The organism is Tistrella bauzanensis, assembly GCF_014636235.1.
Lineage (GTDB): Bacteria > Pseudomonadota > Alphaproteobacteria > Tistrellales > Tistrellaceae > Tistrella > Tistrella bauzanensis.
On sequence record NZ_BMDZ01000031.1, the window covers coordinates 33,715 to 52,677 of the forward strand.

The 18,963-nt window shown below is 68.1% G+C and carries 16 protein-coding genes; 7 read left to right on the forward strand and 9 right to left on the reverse strand.

From position 1 onward, the window contains the following. Positions 1-154 precede the first annotated feature (154 nt). Positions 155-1,189: a CobW family GTP-binding protein gene (locus tag IEW15_RS13580; protein ID WP_188578759.1), complete on the reverse strand. Its 1,035-nt coding sequence runs from the start codon at positions 1,187-1,189 to the stop codon at positions 155-157. Next, positions 1,186-2,823: an amidohydrolase gene (locus tag IEW15_RS13585; RefSeq protein WP_188578761.1), complete on the reverse strand. Its 1,638-nt coding sequence runs from the start codon at positions 2,821-2,823 to the stop codon at positions 1,186-1,188. Before IEW15_RS13585 ends, IEW15_RS13580 begins: the two co-directional genes overlap by 4 nt. 401 nt (positions 2,824-3,224) lie before the next feature. Here IEW15_RS13585 and IEW15_RS13590 point away from each other — a divergent pair, with 401 nt between their 5' ends. From IEW15_RS13590 to IEW15_RS13615, 6 genes are all read left to right on the forward strand, one after another. After that, entirely contained in the window at positions 3,225-4,067 is an 843-nt protein-coding gene (locus IEW15_RS13590) for a sulfite exporter TauE/SafE family protein (protein ID WP_229708092.1), read from the forward strand. A 53-nt stretch (positions 4,068-4,120) separates the two neighbouring features. Further along, positions 4,121-5,695, forward strand: coding sequence for an ABC transporter substrate-binding protein (locus tag IEW15_RS13595; protein ID WP_188578763.1), 1,575 nt, complete (start codon positions 4,121-4,123; stop codon positions 5,693-5,695). 72 nt (positions 5,696-5,767) lie between these two features. Beyond that, positions 5,768-6,745 carry an ABC transporter permease gene (locus IEW15_RS13600; RefSeq protein WP_188578765.1) on the forward strand — a complete coding sequence of 326 codons (978 nt, stop codon included), beginning with the start codon at positions 5,768-5,770 and terminating at the stop codon, positions 6,743-6,745. Further along, on the forward strand, positions 6,745-7,635 hold the full coding sequence (locus IEW15_RS13605; RefSeq protein WP_229708093.1) for an ABC transporter permease: 891 nt from the start codon (positions 6,745-6,747) through the stop codon (positions 7,633-7,635). Before IEW15_RS13600 ends, IEW15_RS13605 begins: the two co-directional genes overlap by 1 nt. A 43-nt stretch (positions 7,636-7,678) precedes the next feature. Further along, the gene (locus IEW15_RS13610) at positions 7,679-8,695 is read left to right on the forward strand and encodes an ABC transporter ATP-binding protein (protein WP_188578814.1); all 1,017 of its coding nucleotides are present in this window, start codon (positions 7,679-7,681) and stop codon (positions 8,693-8,695) included. A gap of 2 nt (positions 8,696-8,697) precedes the next feature. Further along, complete coding sequence (locus IEW15_RS13615) at positions 8,698-9,726, forward strand: ABC transporter ATP-binding protein (protein ID WP_322111503.1); 1,029 nt, start codon at positions 8,698-8,700, stop codon at positions 9,724-9,726. A 39-nt stretch (positions 9,727-9,765) separates the two neighbouring features. Here the strand turns inward: IEW15_RS13615 and IEW15_RS13620 are convergent, their stop codons facing one another. From IEW15_RS13620 to IEW15_RS13650, 7 genes are all read right to left on the reverse strand, one after another. Then, complete coding sequence (locus tag IEW15_RS13620; RefSeq protein ID WP_188578767.1) at positions 9,766-10,602, reverse strand: universal stress protein; 837 nt, start codon at positions 10,600-10,602, stop codon at positions 9,766-9,768. 82 nt (positions 10,603-10,684) lie between these two features. Then, on the reverse strand, positions 10,685-11,008 hold the full coding sequence (locus IEW15_RS13625; RefSeq protein ID WP_188578768.1) for a cupin domain-containing protein: 324 nt from the start codon (positions 11,006-11,008) through the stop codon (positions 10,685-10,687). A gap of 123 nt (positions 11,009-11,131) precedes the next feature. Continuing rightward, positions 11,132-12,049 carry a methyltransferase domain-containing protein gene (locus tag IEW15_RS13630; protein ID WP_229708096.1) on the reverse strand — a complete coding sequence of 306 codons (918 nt, stop codon included), beginning with the start codon at positions 12,047-12,049 and terminating at the stop codon, positions 11,132-11,134. Between the two features lie 52 nt (positions 12,050-12,101). Further along, positions 12,102-13,196, reverse strand: coding sequence for an MFS transporter (locus tag IEW15_RS13635; protein WP_229708097.1), 1,095 nt, complete (start codon positions 13,194-13,196; stop codon positions 12,102-12,104). Next, positions 13,193-15,340: a TonB-dependent receptor gene (locus IEW15_RS13640; protein ID WP_188578772.1), complete on the reverse strand. Its 2,148-nt coding sequence runs from the start codon at positions 15,338-15,340 to the stop codon at positions 13,193-13,195. Before IEW15_RS13640 ends, IEW15_RS13635 begins: the two co-directional genes overlap by 4 nt. A gap of 122 nt (positions 15,341-15,462) precedes the next feature. Further along, the gene (locus tag IEW15_RS13645) at positions 15,463-16,287 is read right to left on the reverse strand and encodes an AraC family transcriptional regulator (RefSeq protein ID WP_188578774.1); all 825 of its coding nucleotides are present in this window, start codon (positions 16,285-16,287) and stop codon (positions 15,463-15,465) included. Between the two features lie 75 nt (positions 16,288-16,362). Then, positions 16,363-17,553 (reverse strand): serine hydrolase domain-containing protein, encoded by a 1,191-nt coding sequence (locus tag IEW15_RS13650; RefSeq protein ID WP_188578775.1) that lies wholly within the window; start codon positions 17,551-17,553, stop codon positions 16,363-16,365. Positions 17,554-17,716: 163 nt separating this feature from the next. On the opposite strand from IEW15_RS13650, the gene IEW15_RS13655 reads away from it, so the two are divergent. Beyond that, positions 17,717-18,886 (forward strand): zinc-dependent alcohol dehydrogenase, encoded by a 1,170-nt coding sequence (locus IEW15_RS13655; protein WP_188578778.1) that lies wholly within the window; start codon positions 17,717-17,719, stop codon positions 18,884-18,886. Positions 18,887-18,963 lie beyond the last annotated feature (77 nt).

Below are 18,963 nucleotides of genomic sequence, written 5' to 3' on the forward strand. Positions count from 1 at the left end.
TGGGGCATCAGCGACAGCCCGGCGCCGGTGGTCTGCGCCACCTGAAGCCGGCCGCGCCATCGTGACCCGCTTATGCCCGGTCCGACAAGACAATTCGAACGTTCGTTTTACTGTGCGAAAAATCATGACGCGAAAAATGATCGCACGCAATCGATTACAGCCGGATCGCGTCGAACATCGTCTGAAGGTCGGGGGCGGCGGGCAGGGCGCCGGTGGCGGCGATCAGCACCAGCGCCCCCTGGCCATCATGGCCGATGCCACGGGCGGTGTCGCCGAGGGCGGGGGCGGTGTCGCAAACGGCGGGGACCAGTGGCGTCAGGCGCCAGCGGCGGCCGACCATCTGCACGACGGTGGCGGCCGGCCGGCCATCGGCGCCGGCCACCGGCAGAACGCCCTTCACCCGCAGCACGCCCGGCGGCAGGGCGGTCAGCGTCGCCAGCAGGCGCCCCCGGTCGACCGGGCCGCGACTGGCCCAGCTCCAACTGCTGAAGTGAGCGTCGGCCTGATGGTCGATATCGTCGTCGGGCAGGTGCCGCGCCGCCGCCGTGCCCGCAGGCGGGGCGAGGCGGCCGCTGGCGACCAGGGCCGCGCTGAAGCCGCCATCATCCGGCGATGCGGTCGAGGCGGGGCTTGCGATCATCGCCACGCCCGGTGCCGCCCGGGCGATGGCGGCCTGGGCCCGGGCAAGCCCGGCCGGGTTCACCAGATCGGTCTTGGTCAGCAGGATCAGATCGGCGCGCGCAAACTGCCGGATCAGCGTGTCGCCCACCAGCCGGTCGCCCAGCAGTCCTTCGGCGGTCGAGGCATCGGCCAGAACCACCACGGCATCGATCAGAAGCCCTGGCTCCAGCGCCGCAAGCTGCGCCACGCGCCGCGGATCGGCGACGCCGCTGGTTTCGATCACGATCTGGTCCGGAGGAATACCGTCGTCGCCGCCCTCGGCAAGGGCCAGCAGGGCGGCGTTCTGATCAGCGGCCGGGCCACAGCACATGCAGCCATTGGTCAGGGTGATCATCCGGGTGTCGCGGCGCCGGATCAGCGTCGCGTCGATGTTGATCGCCCCGAAATCATTGACCATGATGCCATAGCGCCGGTCACCGCGGGCCAACAGCGCGTTCAGCAGCGTGGTCTTGCCGGCGCCCAGGAATCCGCCCAGAACCGTGACCGGTATCGGCGGCCGCGCGGTCATGAGCCCGGTGCCGGAAAGACGCGGCCGCCGACGACGGTGGCATGCACGCCCACATCCTTCAGCGCCATCGGGTCCACCGCCAGCGGATCATCGTCGAGCACCGCGAAATCGGCGTATTTGCCGACATCGATGCTGCCGACCAGGTGATCGAGCTTCATGGTATAGGCAACCCCCAGCGTGACGGCGCGCAGGGCGGCTTCAACCGGAATGCGTTCCTCGGCGCCGAGCAGGGCGCCGGAGGCGGTGAGCCGGTTGACCGCGCACCAGGCGGTGAACAGCGGCGCCACCGGCGTGATCGGCGCATCGGAATGCATCGAGAACGGCACACCCAGCCTGAGCGCCGTGCCGCAGGGGTCCAGCCGCTCGGCCCGCACCGGCCCCACGGTCTGGGCGGCATGGGCGTCGCCCCAGTAATAGATGTGGTTGGCGAAGATGTTGCAGCAGATGCCCAGCGTCTTCATCCGCCGCAGCAGCGCTTCATCCAGCATCTGGGCATGCTGCAGGGTGTGGCGATGATCGGCGCGCGGCGTGCGGATCAGCGCCGCCTCGATCGCGTCGATGGCAAGCTCGCTCGCCTGATCGCCATTGGTGTGGATCTGCAGATGCGCGCCGGCGGCGTGATAGGCGTCCACCACCTGCATCACATCGGCCGGCGCCATGTACCACATGCCATTGGGCGCGCCGTTGTGATAGCCGGGCCAGCGCAGCCGGGCGGTGAAACCCTGGATCGAGCCGTCGACCACCAGCTTGACCAGCCCGAATTTCAGCCGGTCGGTGCTGGCGCCGGCCAGAACCTTCCAGCGCGCGACGCCGTCGTCCAGGCTGTGCATGCGTTGCGCCAGCGCCGGCGCCAGCCTGATCGGGAAATCATCGGCGCCGGTGACCGTCGTCAGCACCTCGACCGCCTCGGCCCCGAGCTGGTTCAGAAGATCGGTGCAGGTGGTAACGCCGCTGGCGCGGGCGATATCGGCGAAGCGGCGCAGAACCCGTTCGTCGGCCGCACGCAGCACCGGCACCCTGTCGATCTTGCTGCGCACCCAGCCCATCGCCTCCGGGCCCAGCAATTCGCCGGTCAGCCGGCCGGCTTCGTCGCGCGCCAGCCCGTCGAGATCGGTGTCATCGCGCAGACCCACCAGATCGAGTGCGGCGCTGTTGACGTTGAGGATATGGGCCGAGGCATGCAGCACCAGCACCGGCCGGGTGGTCGACACCCGGTCGAGGTCGCAGCGGGTCATCCGCCGGCCATCGAAATAGATCGGATCGAAGCCCCAGGCCGATAATGCCCGTGTCGGATCGGTCAGTGCCGCCGCCTCCGCCGCCAGCACCTCGACCACCGCATCGATGCTGGTCAGGCCCGGCCAGACCCGCCCATCGGGGCCGCGGCGATCGAAGAAGCCGACATAGCGGTCGTCCCAGACCATGCCTTCAAACACGTGGGCGTGGCCCTCGACGAAGCCCGGCATCAGCACCTTGCCGGCGAAGCGGTCGTCGAGGCTGGCTCGGCCGAATGCGGTCAGCATGGTCTCGTCGCCCATGCCCAGGATGCGGCCGTCACGCACGGCCACATGGGTGGCGAACGGCCGATAGCCGTTCAGCGTGATGATCCGCTTGGCCTGGAAAACGCTGACCGGCATGGTTCTGATGCTCCCTGATCGCTGTGGCCTGATCGCCCTGGCCAGATGCTCTGGCCAGATGCTCTGGATTGGACGGGCTTGTGGAACGGATGCCAGATGGTGCGGCGGGTGCGCGGGCGGGCACAGAGCCACCACAGCCGCATCGACCGGGCCAGGGTCGGTCAATCGATGACATAACACTATTACACGGTGAGGCGATGTACGATACAAGGGCATTCTACCCAGGCGGCGGGACGATGTGATGGCGATGTGGATATCCTGCATCTTACGGGCGACGGCCGGCAGGGCACCGGCCATCTTGGCCCAGTCGATCGACCCGATGTGGCCCTGTGGCGGTGCGGCGCCGCACCGCAGGATGAAGAGGTCGGCAACCGGAACCGAAAGGCAGGACCGGCATATGCATGTCCACCGGAGCTGTGACAGGTGGCCCCCTTGCAGGGCATTGGCTGCAGGTGGCGCAGATGCTGGCTGACTGGCTGGATCCGGGGTTTCTGGCGCCGGGGCTGACCGCACAGGATCTGTTCTGGGCGGGCGTGGCCGTGTTCGGCGCGGCGGTGCTGCGCGGTTTCACCGGATTTGGCTTTGCCCTGGCGGCAGTGCCACTGACCAGCCTGGTTCTGCCGCCCGAAGTGGTGGTGCCGGTGGTGATGGTGGTGCAACTGATCATCGGCACCGGCGACGCGGTACGGGAACGCCGCGCCGTCGACCGCGGCGTCGTCCTGTGGCTGACCGTGGGTGTGGCCCTGGCCACGCCGCTGGGCATGTGGCTGCTGATCTGGCTGCCGCCCGCCACCACGCGGATCGCGATCGGCGGGGTGGTGTTGCTGGGGGTGGCCGCGTCGTGGCGGCCGCCGGATCTGGGAGATCTGGTGCGGTTGCGATCGGTCCGGATCGGCGTGGGAGCGCTGGCCGGGCTGTTTACAGGGCTTGCCGCCATGCCGGGGCCGCCGGCGGTGGCCTATATGCTGGCGGCCGAACGCGATCCGCGGGTCATCCGGGCCACGCTGATGGTGTTCTTCTTTTTCACCGCTGTCGCCGGAACGATCAGTGCCTGGGGAGCAGGGCTGATCGGGCGGACGGAGCTGGTACTGACGGCAATCTCGCTGCCGTTGGTGATCGGCGGCAGCGCGATCGGGGCGGCGTTGTTCGGCTTGGGGGCCACACGGTTCTATCGCCCGGCGGCGCTGATCATCCTGCTGGCGACCGGCCTGACCACGATCATCCGCGAGATCGTGATCTATTGATGCCGGCCATGCCGCTGGCGGGCCTGCCACCACGGGAGGCATGAGGGGACAAGATGCGTATCTTGAAGACGGCCGCGATCGCGGCGATGACGGCATGGCTGACAGCGGGAACGGCGGTGGCCGAACCCAAACCCGGCGGCGAGCTGGTGATTGCATCCAGCCAGGTGCCGCGGCACTTCAACGGCGCGGTGCAGTCTGGCATCGCCACGGCCGTGGCATCGACACAGATCTTTGCAAGCCCCCTGCGGTTCGACGACCAGTGGAACCCGCAGCCCTATCTGGCCAGGTCGTGGGAGGTGGCGCCCGACGGGTTGTCGGTGACCCTGCATCTGGTCGAAAACGCCGTGTTCCACGATGGCAAGCCGGTGACATCGGAGGATGTCGCCTTCTCGATCGGGGTGATCAAGGCGAACCACCCGTTCCAGACCATGCTGGCGCCGGTGGACACGGTTGAAACGCCCGATGCGCACACCGTGGTGATCCGGCTGTCAAAGCCGCATCCGGCGCTGCTGCTGGCGATGTCGCCGCCGCTGATGCCGATCCTGCCCAAGCATATCTATGGCGACGGTCAGGACGTGAAAAGCCATCCGGCCAATCTGGCGCCGGTCGGATCGGGCCCGTTCAAGCTGACCGAATACAAGCAGGGCGAGTATTTCGTCCTTGAGAAGTTCGACAAGTATTTCATGCCCGGCCGGCCCTATCTGGACCGGATCGTGACCCGGATCGTGCCGGACGAGAACAACCGTCTGATCATGCTGGAACGTGGCGAGACCGGCATGCTGAGCTATGTGTCGGGCGTGCGCGAGATCATGCGCATGAAGAAGATGGACAATGTCGAGGCCACGGCGAAGGGCTACGATGCCATCGGCCCGATCAACTGGCTGGCCTTCAACACCGGCAAGCCGCCGCTGGACAATGTGAAGGTTCGCAAGGCCATCGCCCATGCCGTCGACCGGGGCTTCATCCTGGACAAGCTGATGGGCGGCACCGCGACGCCGGCGCTGACCCCGATCATGCCGGGCACGCCGTTCTATACCGATGACGTCGAAAGATACCCCTACGATCCGGCCGCGGCCGAAGCCCTGCTCGACGAGGCCGGCTTCCCCAAGAAGGATGATGGCAGCCGCTTCACCCTGACCATCGATTACATCCCGAACAGCAATGACCAGCAGCGCAACCTGGCCGAATATATCCGCCCGCAGCTTGCCAAGGTCGGCATCACGGTGGTGGTGCGCGCGGCCCCGGACTTCCCGACCTGGGCGCAGCGCGTCGGCAGCCATGATTTCGACCTGACCATGGATCAGGTGTTCAACTGGGCCGATCCGGTGATCGGTGTCGACCGCACCTATCTGTCGAGCAATATCCGCAAGGGCATCATCTGGTCGAACACCCAGCAGTACAAGAATGCGCGGGTCGACGAGATTCTGGCGCAGGCGGCGAGCGAGATGGATGTGGAGAAGCGCAAGGCGCTCTACGCCGAATTCCAGAAGATCGTGGTCGATGAGGTGCCGATCCTCTATGTCAACGCCATCCCCTATCACTCGGCGTTCGACAAGCGGCTGCGCAACACCCCCACGACCATCTGGGGTCCGTCGTCGCCGATGGACGAGATGTACTGGGACAAGTGATCGCGTCGGCGGGGGCGTCGCGATGCCGGCGTGCCCCCGCCCGCCCGGACCTTCAGGAAGACGGGATATCCCATGACCATCGCGTTCGGCCTGCTGCGCCGGATCCTGAATGCCTGCCTGCTGCTCGCGATCGTGGTGACGTTGAACTTCACCCTGATCCATGCGGCACCGGGTGACCCGGCTGAAGTGATCGCCGGCGAAATGGGCGGCGCCACGGCCGAGATCCTGGCCGAGATCCGCGCCCGCTATGGCCTGGATCAGCCATTCACCGTGCAGCTCGGGGCTTATTTCGGGCGGATCATCCAGGGTGATTTCGGCTATTCGTTCTATTTCAACGAACCGGTTCTATCGCTGATCCTGCAAAGGCTGCCGGCAACGCTGCTGCTGGTGAGCGCGGCGCTGGGCCTGTCGGTGATCGTGGGCGTGGTGATGGGCGTGATCAGCGCCCGGCGGCCGCGCCATATCTTCAGCCACATCGTGACCGCGATTTCGCTGGCCGGCTATTCGGCGCCGGTGTTCTGGACCGGCCTGATGCTGCTGCTGCTGTTCGCGTCGCTGTGGCCGATCTTCCCCACCTCGGGCATGTCGCGGGTGGCGGCCAGCTACGGCCCCTTCGGCTATGTGCTGGATGTGGCCCATCACCTGATCCTGCCGGCGGCGACGCTGGCCATCGTTTATGTCGCCCAATACAGCCGGCTGTCGCGCACCGCCATGATCGACGCGCTGGATGCCGATTACGTCCGCACCGCCCGGGCCAAGGGGCTGGGCGAGGGGCGGGTGGTGTTCAAGCACGCGCTGCGCAACGCGCTGATCCCGGTGGTCACCGTCGTTGGCCTGCAATTCGGCCAGCTCTTCGCCGGCGCCGTGCTGGTGGAGACGGTCTATGCCTGGCCGGGCATGGGGCGGCTGGTCTATGAGTCGATCCTGCGGCGCGACTATCCGACGCTGCTGGGTGTGCTGTTCTTCTCGGCGGTGCTGGTGATGGCGGTCAATATCCTGACCGACCTCGTCTATCGTCTGATCGATCCCCGCATCCGGACCGGTGGCTGATGACCATGACCGATCACACCACAACCGTCACACCGGAAGCGCCGGCCGCGGTCTCGCCCACCCGCGAGATGCTGAAGCGGATGGTGACCCATCCATCGGGGCTGATGGGCATGCTGCTATTGGCGACGCTGATCGCCGGCACGATCTTCGGGCCGATGATCTATCAGGTCGATCCGTTCGAGATCGCCGGCATCCCGTTCTGGCCGCCCGATGCCGATGCGCCGCTGGGCACCGATTATCTGGGCCGCGACGTTCTGGCCGGGCTGCTCTATGGCGGCCGCGCCACCCTGGCAGTCGGTGCTGTTGCCGCGCTGATATCGGTCGTCATCGGCGTGACGGTGGGCGCGGTCGCCGGCTTCTTCGGCGGCATCGTCGATGCGGTGCTGATGAAGTTGACCGAGGTGTTCCAGGTGCTGCCGGCGCTGTTGTTCGCCATGGTGCTGGTGGCATTGTTCGGGGCCCGGCTGGACATCATCACCATGGCGATCGGCGGGGTGAGCTGGACCCAGACCGCGCGGCTGACCCGGGCCGAGTTCATGCGCATCCGGGGCCTGGAATATGTGAAGGCCGCGACCACCGGCGGTGCCGACAGCCTGTATCTGATCCTGCGCTGCATCCTGCCCAACGCGCTGCCGCCGATCATCGTGTCGGCGACGCTGGCGATCGGCGTGGCGATCCTGTTCGAAGGCGGGTTGAGCTTTCTGGGGCTCGGCGATCCCAATGTCATGAGTTGGGGGCTGATGATCGGCCAGAGCCGCAACTACCTGCTGGATGCCTGGTGGTCGGTGACCGCGCCGGGGGCCGCGATCTTTGTGGCGGTGCTGGCGGTCAGCCTGATCGGCGACGGTATCAACGACGCGATCAACCCGCGTCTCAGGCGGAGGCGCTGACATGACGGCTGCGATGGCTGTGCCTGATCAGATGAGTGCGGGCATGGGCGCGGGCGCGCCGGTGCTGGAGATCGACGGCTTGACCGTGACGCTGGATCAGGGCCGCGGCCGGCCATCGGTGCCGGTGCTGGAAAACCTCGGCGTGTCGGTGGCGGCGGGGCGCACGGTGGCGCTGGTTGGTGAAAGCGGCTGCGGCAAGAGCATGACCGCGCTCGCGATCATGGGCCTGCTGCCCGAAGGCTTCCGGATCGCCGGCGGCCATATCCGGCTGGCGGGCGAGGACATCACCCATGCGCCAGGCCGGCGGCTGCGGCGGCTGCGCGGCAACGCGATGTCGATGATCTTTCAGGAACCGATGACCGCATTGAACCCGGTCTATACCGTCGGCGACCAGATCGGCGAGGCGTTGAGCCTGCATCAGGGGCTGGGGCGCACCGAGGCGCGGGCGCGGGCGATCGAGATGCTGCGCGCGGTGCAGATCCCGGCGGCGGACAGCCGGGTCGACAATTATCCGCACCAGATGTCGGGCGGCATGCGCCAGCGGGTGATGATCGCCATGGCCCTGGCCTGTCGGCCGAAGCTGCTGATCGCCGACGAGCCGACCACGGCGCTCGACGTGACGGTTCAGGCCCAGGTCTTCGACCTGTTGAAGCGGCTTCAGGCCGAGAACGACACCGCCATCGTCATGATCACCCATGACCTGGCGGCGGTGGCCGACATGGCCGACGAGGTGGCGGTGCTCTATGCCGGCCGCTGTATCGAGCGCGGGCCGGTGGCAACCATGCTCGAACGCCCCGGCCACCCCTATACACGCGGGCTGATCGCCTGTGTGCCGCATCTGAAACTGGGGGCGGCGGCCGCGGCCGCACCTGAGATACTCGACGACATTCCGGGGCTGGTGCCGCCGCTCGGCCAGCGGGCCGCCGCCTGCTGCTTCGCGCCGCGCTGCCGCCATGCCGAGTTGGCATGCACCACACGACCCCAGCCACCGCTTGAGGCGGTGTCGGCCGGCAGCCGCCATGCGGTCTCGTGCTGGCGGCGCGAGGAGATCGGCGCATGACCATGATGACCGCAGCGAACGACACAACCGCGTCAAGGACCGCGCCTCTGCTTCAGGTCGATGATCTGAAGGTGCATTTTCCCGCCGGCCGCAAGGGCGCCTTCGGGCCGCATCGGGTGGTGCACGCCGTCGACGGTGTCAGCTTCACCGTGCCCCGGGGCGGCACCTTCGGGATCGTCGGCGAAAGCGGATCGGGCAAGTCGACCACGGCTCTCGCGGTGATGCGGCTGGCGCCGGTGAGCGCCGGCCATATCCGGCTGGGCGACCAGCCCTTGTCGGAGCTGTCGGGCGCGGGCTTGCGCGCCGCGCGCCGCGACGTGCAGATGATCTTCCAGGATCCGTTCTCGTCGCTGAACCCGCGCCGGCGGGCGGCCGAGGCGATCCGCGAGCCGCTGGACCGTCTGGGCATCGGCACGACGCGTGAACGGGCCGATCGGGTGGTATCGCTGATCGATGCGGTGGGTTTGCCGCAATCGGCCGGCGGGCTGTTTCCGCATCAGTTCTCAGGCGGGCAGCGCCAGCGGATCTGCATCGCGCGGGCGCTGGCCTCATCGCCATCGCTGGTGGTGTGCGACGAGGCGGTGTCGGCGCTGGACGTGGCGATCCAGGCGCAGATCCTCAACCTGCTGCGCCGGCTTCAGCACGAACTGGGCCTGACCTATGTGTTCATCTCGCATGATCTGGGCGTGGTGCAGCACATCTGTTCCGAGGTCGCGGTGATGTATCTGGGGCGGATCGTCGAACGCGCGCCGACCACATCGCTGTTCACCCGGCCGCGGCATCCCTATACTTGGTCGCTGATGTCGGCCGCGGCCCCGGCCGGTCCGCTGCGCGACGCGTTGAAGCGGCGCTTTCTGGTGGTGGGCGAACCGCCAAGCCCGATCGATCCGCCGCCGGGCTGCCGGTTCGCCGGCCGCTGCCCGTTTGCCGATGACCGTTGCCGCACCGAAACCCCGCTGGAACGGGCGATGTCGCCCGGCCATTACGTCGCCTGCCACCATGCCGAGAAGATCGACGGGCCCACGATCTGAACGCCGGCCCGCCTGGCCGTTGGCCCGCCTGAATGCCGGTCAGCGCCCCCGCGCCGGCACCACCAGCGCGTCGCAATCGATCGCGGCCAGAACCTGACGGGCGGCGCTGCCCATCACCGCCTCGGCCAGAATGCCATGGCCGCGCGTGCCGATGGCGACCAGATCGGCATCGAGCGCGGTGGCCTGATCCTGCAACACCGTGGCCGGCGTGCCGGGCGCGGCAATGCGGGCGATGCGGTCACGCAAGGGTACCGCGATCGCCAGCCCGTCGATGAACCGGTCCAGGGCCGGGCCGGCCTCGTCGGCCTCGGCGGGGTCATGAGCATGGACGACCGTTATGCGGGCTGTGGCGAACAGCGCCAGCGCCGCCTCCACCGCATGGCGGGCGGGCTTCGAGAAATCGGTCGCGATCATCAGGTGCTGATAGGGGCCGGTCACCCGCCGCCGCACCACCAGAACCGGTGCCGGCGCCCGCCGCAGAAGCCGGTCGACCGTGTCGCCCAGTAGCAGCAGGCCGTGCGGCTCGGCGCGGGCGAGCCCCGTGACGATCACGTCGATCCCCTCACGATCGGCCAGATCGGCGATCACATCGGCCGGCACGCCTTCCTCGATCCGTGTGGTGATGCTGAAGTCCTGGGCGGCCGCGCCATCGAGCAGCCCGGCCGGGAGGTCCGCCGCCAGCCGGGCCGCCGCCGCCCGCATCTGCTCTTCGGCCGAACCCTCGGCGCCGCTATCGGCTTCCGCGACATGCAGAATGGTCAGGCGGGCGCGGGTCTGGCGCGCCAGAGCCACCGCCCGGTCCAGCGCCCGGTCGGTCCGGCCGGTGATGTCGGTGGCAAGCAGGATGTTCGGCGGTGCGGGCGGGGCGGGGGGCATGGCTGGTCTCCGGGACGCGCGGATGGATGGATGGCCAGCCCTATTGAAACGCGGGTGGGCGGTGAATGCCAGCGGTGTCCTGTCAGACGTCACGGCCGAAATGCACCGCCAGCCACACCGTCGGCTCGCGGTCATCGGTCCAGATGACCCGGTGACGCAGCCGGGCCGGCAACAGGATGTGGTCGCCGGGGCCCAGCACGGTCTCGCCCTGGCCTTCGATCAGCAGCCCGGCGGAGCCTGTCAGCAACACCACCCACTCATCCCAACTCTGGTCATACCACTCACCCTCCGGGGTCGATTGTCCCCATGAGACAATGCGTTCCACCCGCACGCCCGGGCGATTGAGAAGCTCAGTGAAAACTTCGTCCACGGCACGCGACGGCAGGGGTGAGAGCAGGTTCGGCATGGGTGGTCTGATCATCCGCTGAGAGTGAAGAGTGGCCCGAACCGGGCCTGATACCAACCCCCACAGCTTAATACGCGCAGCCTTCGACCGACATGGTTGATCGCGCGCCCGGCGAATGCCGGATCACTCGGGCGGGCCGATCAGCAACAGCCGGGTCGGGCCGGCAACCGTCGCCCCATGGCTGGCGCCGGCGGGGATCAGCGCATGCTCACCCTGTCGCAGCACGCGTTCGGTGCCATCGACCCGCGCATGCAGTTCGCCTGAGAGCACCACCACCAGTTCGGCACCCTGGGCGGTGTGGGCCGGAATGGCGCCGGTGACGTCGGCCTCGACCACCAGCAGATCGCCGATCCGGCCGGTGATGAGGCCATGGAAGCCGGGCATCTCGATCACAGCACCGGTCGTGGCTGGCATGACCGGCTTGCGGGCGGTGATCAGATAGCCCACCGCCCTGACCGGCCGCACGGTGCCGGGCACCAGCCCAACCGCCCGCAGCCAGTCGCCCAGCACCTCTGGCGCATCCAGACGCATGCGGGATGCAACCGGGCCGAAATACCGCTTCAGGGCGGCGGCCTGCTCGGGCGGCGTGGTGACGATGGCAAGCCGGCCGCCCGGTGCCAGCACCCGCGCCATCTCGGCGACGGCCGCCTGTGGATCGGGAAAGAAGAAGAAGGCGTTGAGTGCCGTCACCCGCGTGAAGGCGCCATCCGGAAAGGGCAGCCGTCCGACATCGCCCTGGCACAGCGTCAGCCGCCCGGCCGCGCAGGCGGCGGCATTGCGGCGGCGGCTTTCATCGACCATGTCGGGCGAATGATCGAGCCCGGCGGCACTGGCACCGGTTTTCAGCACCCGCTCAAGGAAGACGCCGCCCCCGCAGCCCAGATCCAGCAGGTGATCATCGGGCGTGGGACCGAGGGCATCCAGGGTCATGTCGAAGCTGGTCTTGTGACCGGCGGGATGGCGATAGAGCAGTCGGCCGATCATCCCGCCGGGACGGCGGGCGATGCGGTCGACCAGTCGGTCCATGAAGGTCGCGCTCATGGGTCAGGGCCTTTGTCGAAACGATGGGGGCAGGTGATGTCGGACGGTGATGTCAGCCGGGCATGCGGCGCAGCATCAGGGCGATGACCGCGATGCCGGCAAGACTGGCCAGGGTGATGGCCGACAGCGCGCCGGCATAGCCCGCGGCCGCCGCCAGCGTGATCGCGACACTGCCGGTCATGGTTTCGCTGAACACATGCACGGCCTGGGCGACGGTGACGTCGGTGCCGGTCTGGTCGCCACCGGCCGCGAAGCGCATGATGACGGTGGAGGCCGCGACCGAGGCGACACCGCCGCCCAATCCCAGAACCAGGGCGGCCGGCAGCACGCCCGCGAGCGTGGCCGCCGTGATTCCGGTCACCGCCAGTGTCCACAGCAGCAGACCGACGATGGCGATGGCGAGGCCGCCGGCCAGGGTGCGGCCGGTCCCGAAGCGGCGGATGGCCTGCGCGGCCAGCGGGCATCCCAGCGCCATCATCGCCAGACTGCCGGCGATGCCGACCAGCCCGATCCGGCCCAGCGCCATGCCGGCATCCGACAGCCACAGCTTCGACAGAGCGAGCACGCCGGAATAGGGCAGGCCGAAGAACAGTGCCGCCGCCAGCAATGCCCAGCCGCCGGGGCGGCGGAAATAGCCGCCGACCCGCGCGGGCGCCGACGCTGGCCGCGCGGAGGCGGGCGGCTCGGCCCAGCTCAGCACCGGCGTCAGCCCAGCCAGCAGCAGCACGGCGGCAAGGCCGTCGGTGGCGATGTCCTGGGTGGCGGCGGCTGTGGAGGCGATCAGGGTCAGGGCCACGATCCACAGCGCCATGCCGGCCGTCGCATCGATGACGGCAAGCCCGGCCATGGACGCGGCCAGGACAAGCTGCATCGGGATGATCCAGGCGCGGCGACGGCCGATCCGTGCGCCGCCGTGATTGTCGACCAGCGGCGCCCAGAGCGGTTTGAGCACCCAGGGCAGGCCGGCCAGTGGTACCCAGGCGATCACCGCAAGCGGAATGCCGGCCTGACGCAGCAGCACGGGCAGGGCTTCGAAGGCGAAGCCGATCGGCAGGCCCTGCGCCAGATAAAGCGCGCCGATCAGGATCAGGCCGGGTTCGGTGCCGGCATCGGTTGCTCTGATTGTCTGCGACCGCGTGGCGTTCACCACCGCGCGGTCAGTTGCAGGCCGAGCGAACGGCCGCGACTGGCAACGCCGATATCGGTGCCGCCCATCTGGTAGTAATGGGTCAGATAGTCCTCGTCCAGCAGGTTGCGCGCCCACAGGGTCGCCGCCCACGGGCCGGTGTCGAAGCCGATTCGGCCGTCGACCAGATGGGTATCGCCCTGGCGATAGCTGCCCGATGGCGTGAAGCTCATCGACGAGCGCCATGCATAGTCGATGCCGGCGATCAGATCGACGCCATTGCCGGCCGGTTGCCGCAGGTCCGCGCCCAGCGCCAGCGTGTGTTCGGGCGCATAGGGCAGGTCATGGCCGGAATAATCGGTGCCCTGGACCGTGTCGACGAAATCGTCGAACTGCGCATCCAGATAGCCATAGGCCAGACGAAGCTGCACGGCGTCGGTCAGTTGCGCCCGGGCCTCGACTTCGGCACCTTGCGAGGTGGAACGGGCGGCATTGCGCAACACCCGGGTCAGCGGGCTGGTATAGATCAACACCTGCTGATCCTTCCAGTCGTTGTAAACCAGCGTCACGTCCACCGCCAGCCGGTCGTCCAGCCACAGCGTCCTGGCGCCCAGTTCCCAGGTCAGCACGGTTTCCGGATCATAGCGGTTCACCTCGCCATCCAGTTCGGGATAGGGGCTGATGCCGCCGGATTTGAAGCCGCGGGCGACGCGCGCGAAGGTGGTGATGCCCTCTGGCCCAGGGCGCCAGCGGATGGTCATCTCGGGCGAGATGTCGTCGAAATCGGCCTTGCCCGACACATCCAGCGGCCCGCCCATCATCCAGTTGCCCGACGGGCTGGTGATTTTGGAACGGGTGCGCTTCCATTCGCGGGTGTAGCGCAGCCCGGCGGTGACATCCACCGATGGCAGCACCCGCAGCCGCGCCTCGCCGAAGCCCGAGACGGTATCGGTGGTCTGGTCGAAGGCGCTGCGGCTCCAATCGGCACGCGACACTGTGGTCAGGTCATAGAATTGCGCGCCGTTGAAATCCTCGCGCATATAAAACAGACCGGTCGTCCAGCCCAGGCGGCGGCCATCCTCGGGGCTCGACAGGCGCAGTTCCTGCGAGATCTGGCGCTGGTCCTCAGTCTGGGCCTGGACGTAATAGGGCAGGCCGGTGAAATCACCGTCGAGCACATGATCCATGTCATGGCCGCGGATCGCGGTGATCGACCGCAGAACCATACCGCCGGCATCATGGGTCAGCGTTGCCGACACACCGGCGCTGTCCAGGCTGCGCCGGCCTTCGGTATCGTGGGTGGAGCGATGGTCGAAGGCCAGCGGCAGGGGCGCATAGGCGAGCCCGCCATCATCGCGGTCACGGGTGACGTCGGCCCGGATCACGATGTCGGTCGCATCGCCTAGCATGCCGCCAAGGGCGACCCGCGCCGCCTGGCGATCGGTGCGGCCAGGGCGGGTGCCGCTGGCGTCGTCGCGGATGAAGCCGTCATCGCGGGTGAGCGAGACCGTTGCCCTGACCGCAAGGTCGCCGGCGGACCGCTCCATCAGCGGGGTATCGAGGGTGGCGCGCAGATCCAGCCGCCGATCGCTGCCGAGGCCGGCCGTGGCCGACACGCCCGGATCGGCACCCGGCACCGGCGAGACCAGATTGACCGCACCGCCGATGGTGTTCTTGCCATAGACGGTCGATTGCGCGCCGCGCACCACCTCCACCCGGTCCAGATCCTGAAACGCGGTGGGATAGCCGTTGGGGCGGGCGATATAGACGTCATCGACGAACAGCCCCACGCCCGGCTGGCGGTCGACGCCGCCATCCATGCCCAGCGAGCCGATGCCGCGGATGGTCAAGGGACCACCCTGAAGGCTGAAGCTGGTGTTCGGCACCAGTTTCGCCGCGTCGTCGAGATCGCGGATCGCGGCCTCGCCCAGCCGATCGGCCCCGATGACGGTCACCGCGACTGGGGCATCCTGGGTGGTTTCTGTGCGCCGCCGCGCGGTGACGGTCAACGGTTCCAATGTCGATATCCCGCCTTCGGCCGGGGCGGCTTCGGCGGCCCGGCCATCATCGGCCAGACTGAGGCCGGGCGAGGCGGGCAGAGCGGCGATGCAGGCCGCACCGGCCAGCAGGCCGCGGCGCAGGATGGAGAGGGCAGTCGAGGTCATGTCGGGCATCCCGCGAGGTCACTTGCGAATGATTCGCATTCAACGCTCTCAAGGGGCCCGACGGCAATGGCGCCGGCTTTCGCGATCCGGACTGACGCATGCGCATTCGGGACGGGCCGCGGCTATGGCGTCCGGCGCAGCATGGTCGGGGCGACGCCATGATGGCGGCGGAAGGCGGTGGACAGATGGGCGGGGCTATAGCCGACCCGCCAGGCGGCCTGCGCCACGCCCAGGCCCTCATCCTCGATCAGCCGGCGGGCTTCCTCCAGCCGGCGGTTCTTGACGAAGGCATAGACCGGGCTGCCGAACAGCAGGCGAAAGCCCTGGCCGAGCTTGCGGGTGTTGAGCCCGACCATCCGCGCCAGCATGGGCACGTCGGGCGGCGTGGCAAGATCGCCGAGCAGGATGTCGCGCGCGGCATGCAGTCGCTCGATATCACCGGCGGACAGCCGGGCGGGCGGGGCAACAACATCGGCATCGCCGATCGTGTCGAGCGCCAGCCCCAGCAGATGCAGGGCCATGGCGGTCAGATGCAGGCGCCGGCTGGTTGCCGGACCGGAGGTGCCCAGCATCCGCCAGATCAGGGCCATGGGCAGGTCCACGACATGCGCGCCATCAGACTGCGGGCCATCCGGTCGCCCTGCGGTCAGCCGCTCGGCCTCCGGCCCTAGAAGATCGGTAACGGCATCGGGCTTCACGCGCAGAAACACACCCGCGACCATACCGTCGCCGGTGGCGGTATGGTGGCTGGGAAACGGATCGGCGCTCCAGAACCGGGCCGCCATGCCCGGCGCCCAGGCGGCCGGCTGGCGGTCGATGGCGACACTGCCCTGCGCCAGGGTGCCCAGCCACAGCCCCGGCGCCACGGTCGATGTCCAGTGGTCGCCGTGTCGGATCGCCGTCCGGTACAGAAAGATCTCCAGTCCCGCCGCTTCGATGATCTCCATCTGCGCCTCCCGCTCGCGAGTCCCACGCGAGCGTATCGCAAATGCGAGTTATTCGCATATAAGATCCGTCGCCGGCTATGCCGTGGCGATCGCGTCATACACGGCCTTGCGCAGCGCCTGTTCGCGGTGATCGGCAAAGGGCAGAACGCCCAGACGGTTGGGAACATAGGCATAGCCGATGCCGTGCTCCGGGTCGCAGAAGCCGAAGGATCCGCCAAGCCCGGCCATGCCGAAGGCACCGGGCGTGGGGCTGAAGCGGAAGCTGGCGCCGGGCCGCATGAAGCCCAGCTTCCACAGCAGGTCGATGCCGAACAGCCGGTCGGCGGGGCCGCCGGGTGGCCGGGCGGGCGGGCTGGACATCTGGGCCAGAAGCGCCGGGTCGATGCCGAGGGCCTCGCCGCCGGTGGCCAGGCTGCCATAGACCGCGGCGATCCCCCGGGCGGTGGCGGCGCAGTTGGCCGAGGGGAAATCATGCCGCATCCAGTCGCGGTCGTTGACGTTCAAGTCCGGCATCTCGCGGATCGCACGGTGCAGCAGCGACACCGGGTTATAGACCTGACATTGCAGGGCGAAGGGTGCATGCAGCAGACCGCTGCGCAGCCCGGCGGCCGAGGGACGCGAAATCCGCGCCAGCCGGTCCTGCGGCAGGTCATCGGGCAGGCCGAAATGGACGTCGATGCCCAGCGGCCGCGCCACCTCGTCGGCGAAGAACTGTCCGAAGGACCGGCCGGCCGGATCGGTGCGCCGGATCAACTCGGCAAGCAGGCTGCCGAAACTGCCGATGTGATAGCCCCAGCGGCTGCCCGGCCGCCACAGCGGCACCATCTCTTCCAGAATGGCGGCCATGCCGCCCGGATCGGCCAGATCCTGGCGGGTGACGGTGCGGCCGAACAGCACCAGCCCGGCCTTGTGGTCCAGCACGCAGCGGAGGGTGATGGTGTCCTTGCCATGGCGGGCAAAGCCCGGCCAGATGTCGGCGATCGGCGCGTCCAGGGCCAGATGGCCGCGTGACACCGCCACGGCACAGGCAATGGCGGCAAGCCCCTTGCCGGTCGAGTACACCGGCACCAGCGTGTCCTGCTGCCAGGGCTCGCCGGTGCGGCGATTGCGGCTGCCGCCCCACAGATCCACCACCTTGCGGCCCCGATGATAGACCGCGACCGCGGCACCTAGCTCACCGCGGCTGGTGAGATTGTGCCGGAAGATGTCGCGCAGGTGTTGGAATGCGCCGTCGGTGGTGCCGTGTATGGTGGGGTCGCTGGCCATGCTGGTCCGATCATATGCCGGGGACGGGCGGATGCCGATGGATGCATGGTGCGCCGCACCATCCCTGCGGCGCAACCCGCGCGTATGGTCCATGCCCGTCTGGAACACCGCGACGTCTGCCTTGTTGAGCGGAGAGGTATCTTTCCGGCAGCACGAGGCAAGCATGAAGGCTCTGACCTGGCACGGCAAAGGCGATATCCGCTGCGAAAGCGTGGCCGACCCCGCCATTCAGCATGGCCGCGACGCGATCATCAAGGTGACGTCCTGTGCGATCTGTGGATCGGATCTGCATCTGTTCGACGGGGTGATGCCGTCGATGGAGCATGGCGATGTGGTCGGCCATGAAGCGATGGGCGAGGTGGTCGAGGTCGGCCGCGACAACAAGGCGCTGAAGGTCGGCGACCGGGTGGTCGTGCCGTTCACCATCGCCTGCGGCGAATGCTTTTTCTGCAAACGCGGGTTCCATTCAGGGTGCGAGCGGTCCAATCCCAACAAATCAGCGGCCGAGAAGATGTGGGGCCATTCGCCGGCGGGGCTGTTTGGCTATTCGCATCTGCTGGGCGGCTATGCCGGCGGTCAGGCGGAATATCTGCGTGTCCCCTATGCCGACACCGGGCCGGTGAAGGTGCCGGAGGGACTGGACGATGAACGGGTGCTGTTTCTGTCCGATATCTTCCCGACCGGTTACATGGCGGCGGAGTTCTGCGACATTCAGCCCGGCGACACCGTGGCCGTCTGGGGTTGCGGTCCGGTGGGCCAGATGGCGATCCGCAGCGCCTTCCTGTTGGGCGCTGGCGGCGTGATCGCCATCGATGCGGTACGGGAGCGGCTGGATCTGGCGCGCGCCGCCGGTGCCTATACAATCGATTTCACCGAGGATGACGTTTATGAACGGATCCAGGAACTGACCAAGGGCCGTGGCGCCGACGCCTGCATCGACGCGGTCGGCACCGAGGCGAGCGTGGCAAGCGGTCTGGATGCCGTGGTCGACCGGTTGAAGGTCGCAACTTTCATGGGCACCGACCGGCCGCATGTGTTGCGGCAGGCCATCCAATGCTGCCGCAATTTTGGCACCGTGTCTATCGTGGGCGTCTATGGCGGGCTGCTCGACAAGATTCCGATGGGATCGGCGATCAATCGCGGCCTGACCTTCCGCATGGCCCAGACGCCGGTGCAGCGCTATCTGCCGATGCTGATGGACCGGATCGTGAATGGTGACATCGACCCGTCCTTCGTCATCACCCATCGCGCCTCGCTGGACGACGGCCCCGACCTGTACAAGACCTTCCGCGACAAGGCCGATGGCTGCATCAAAGTGGTGATGCGGCCTTGAACCGCGAAATGCCCCCGCATTGTGATGATGCGGGGCACTGGTTGCGTTGTGGCGGCAGGCCGGAACCGGTCCGGCCG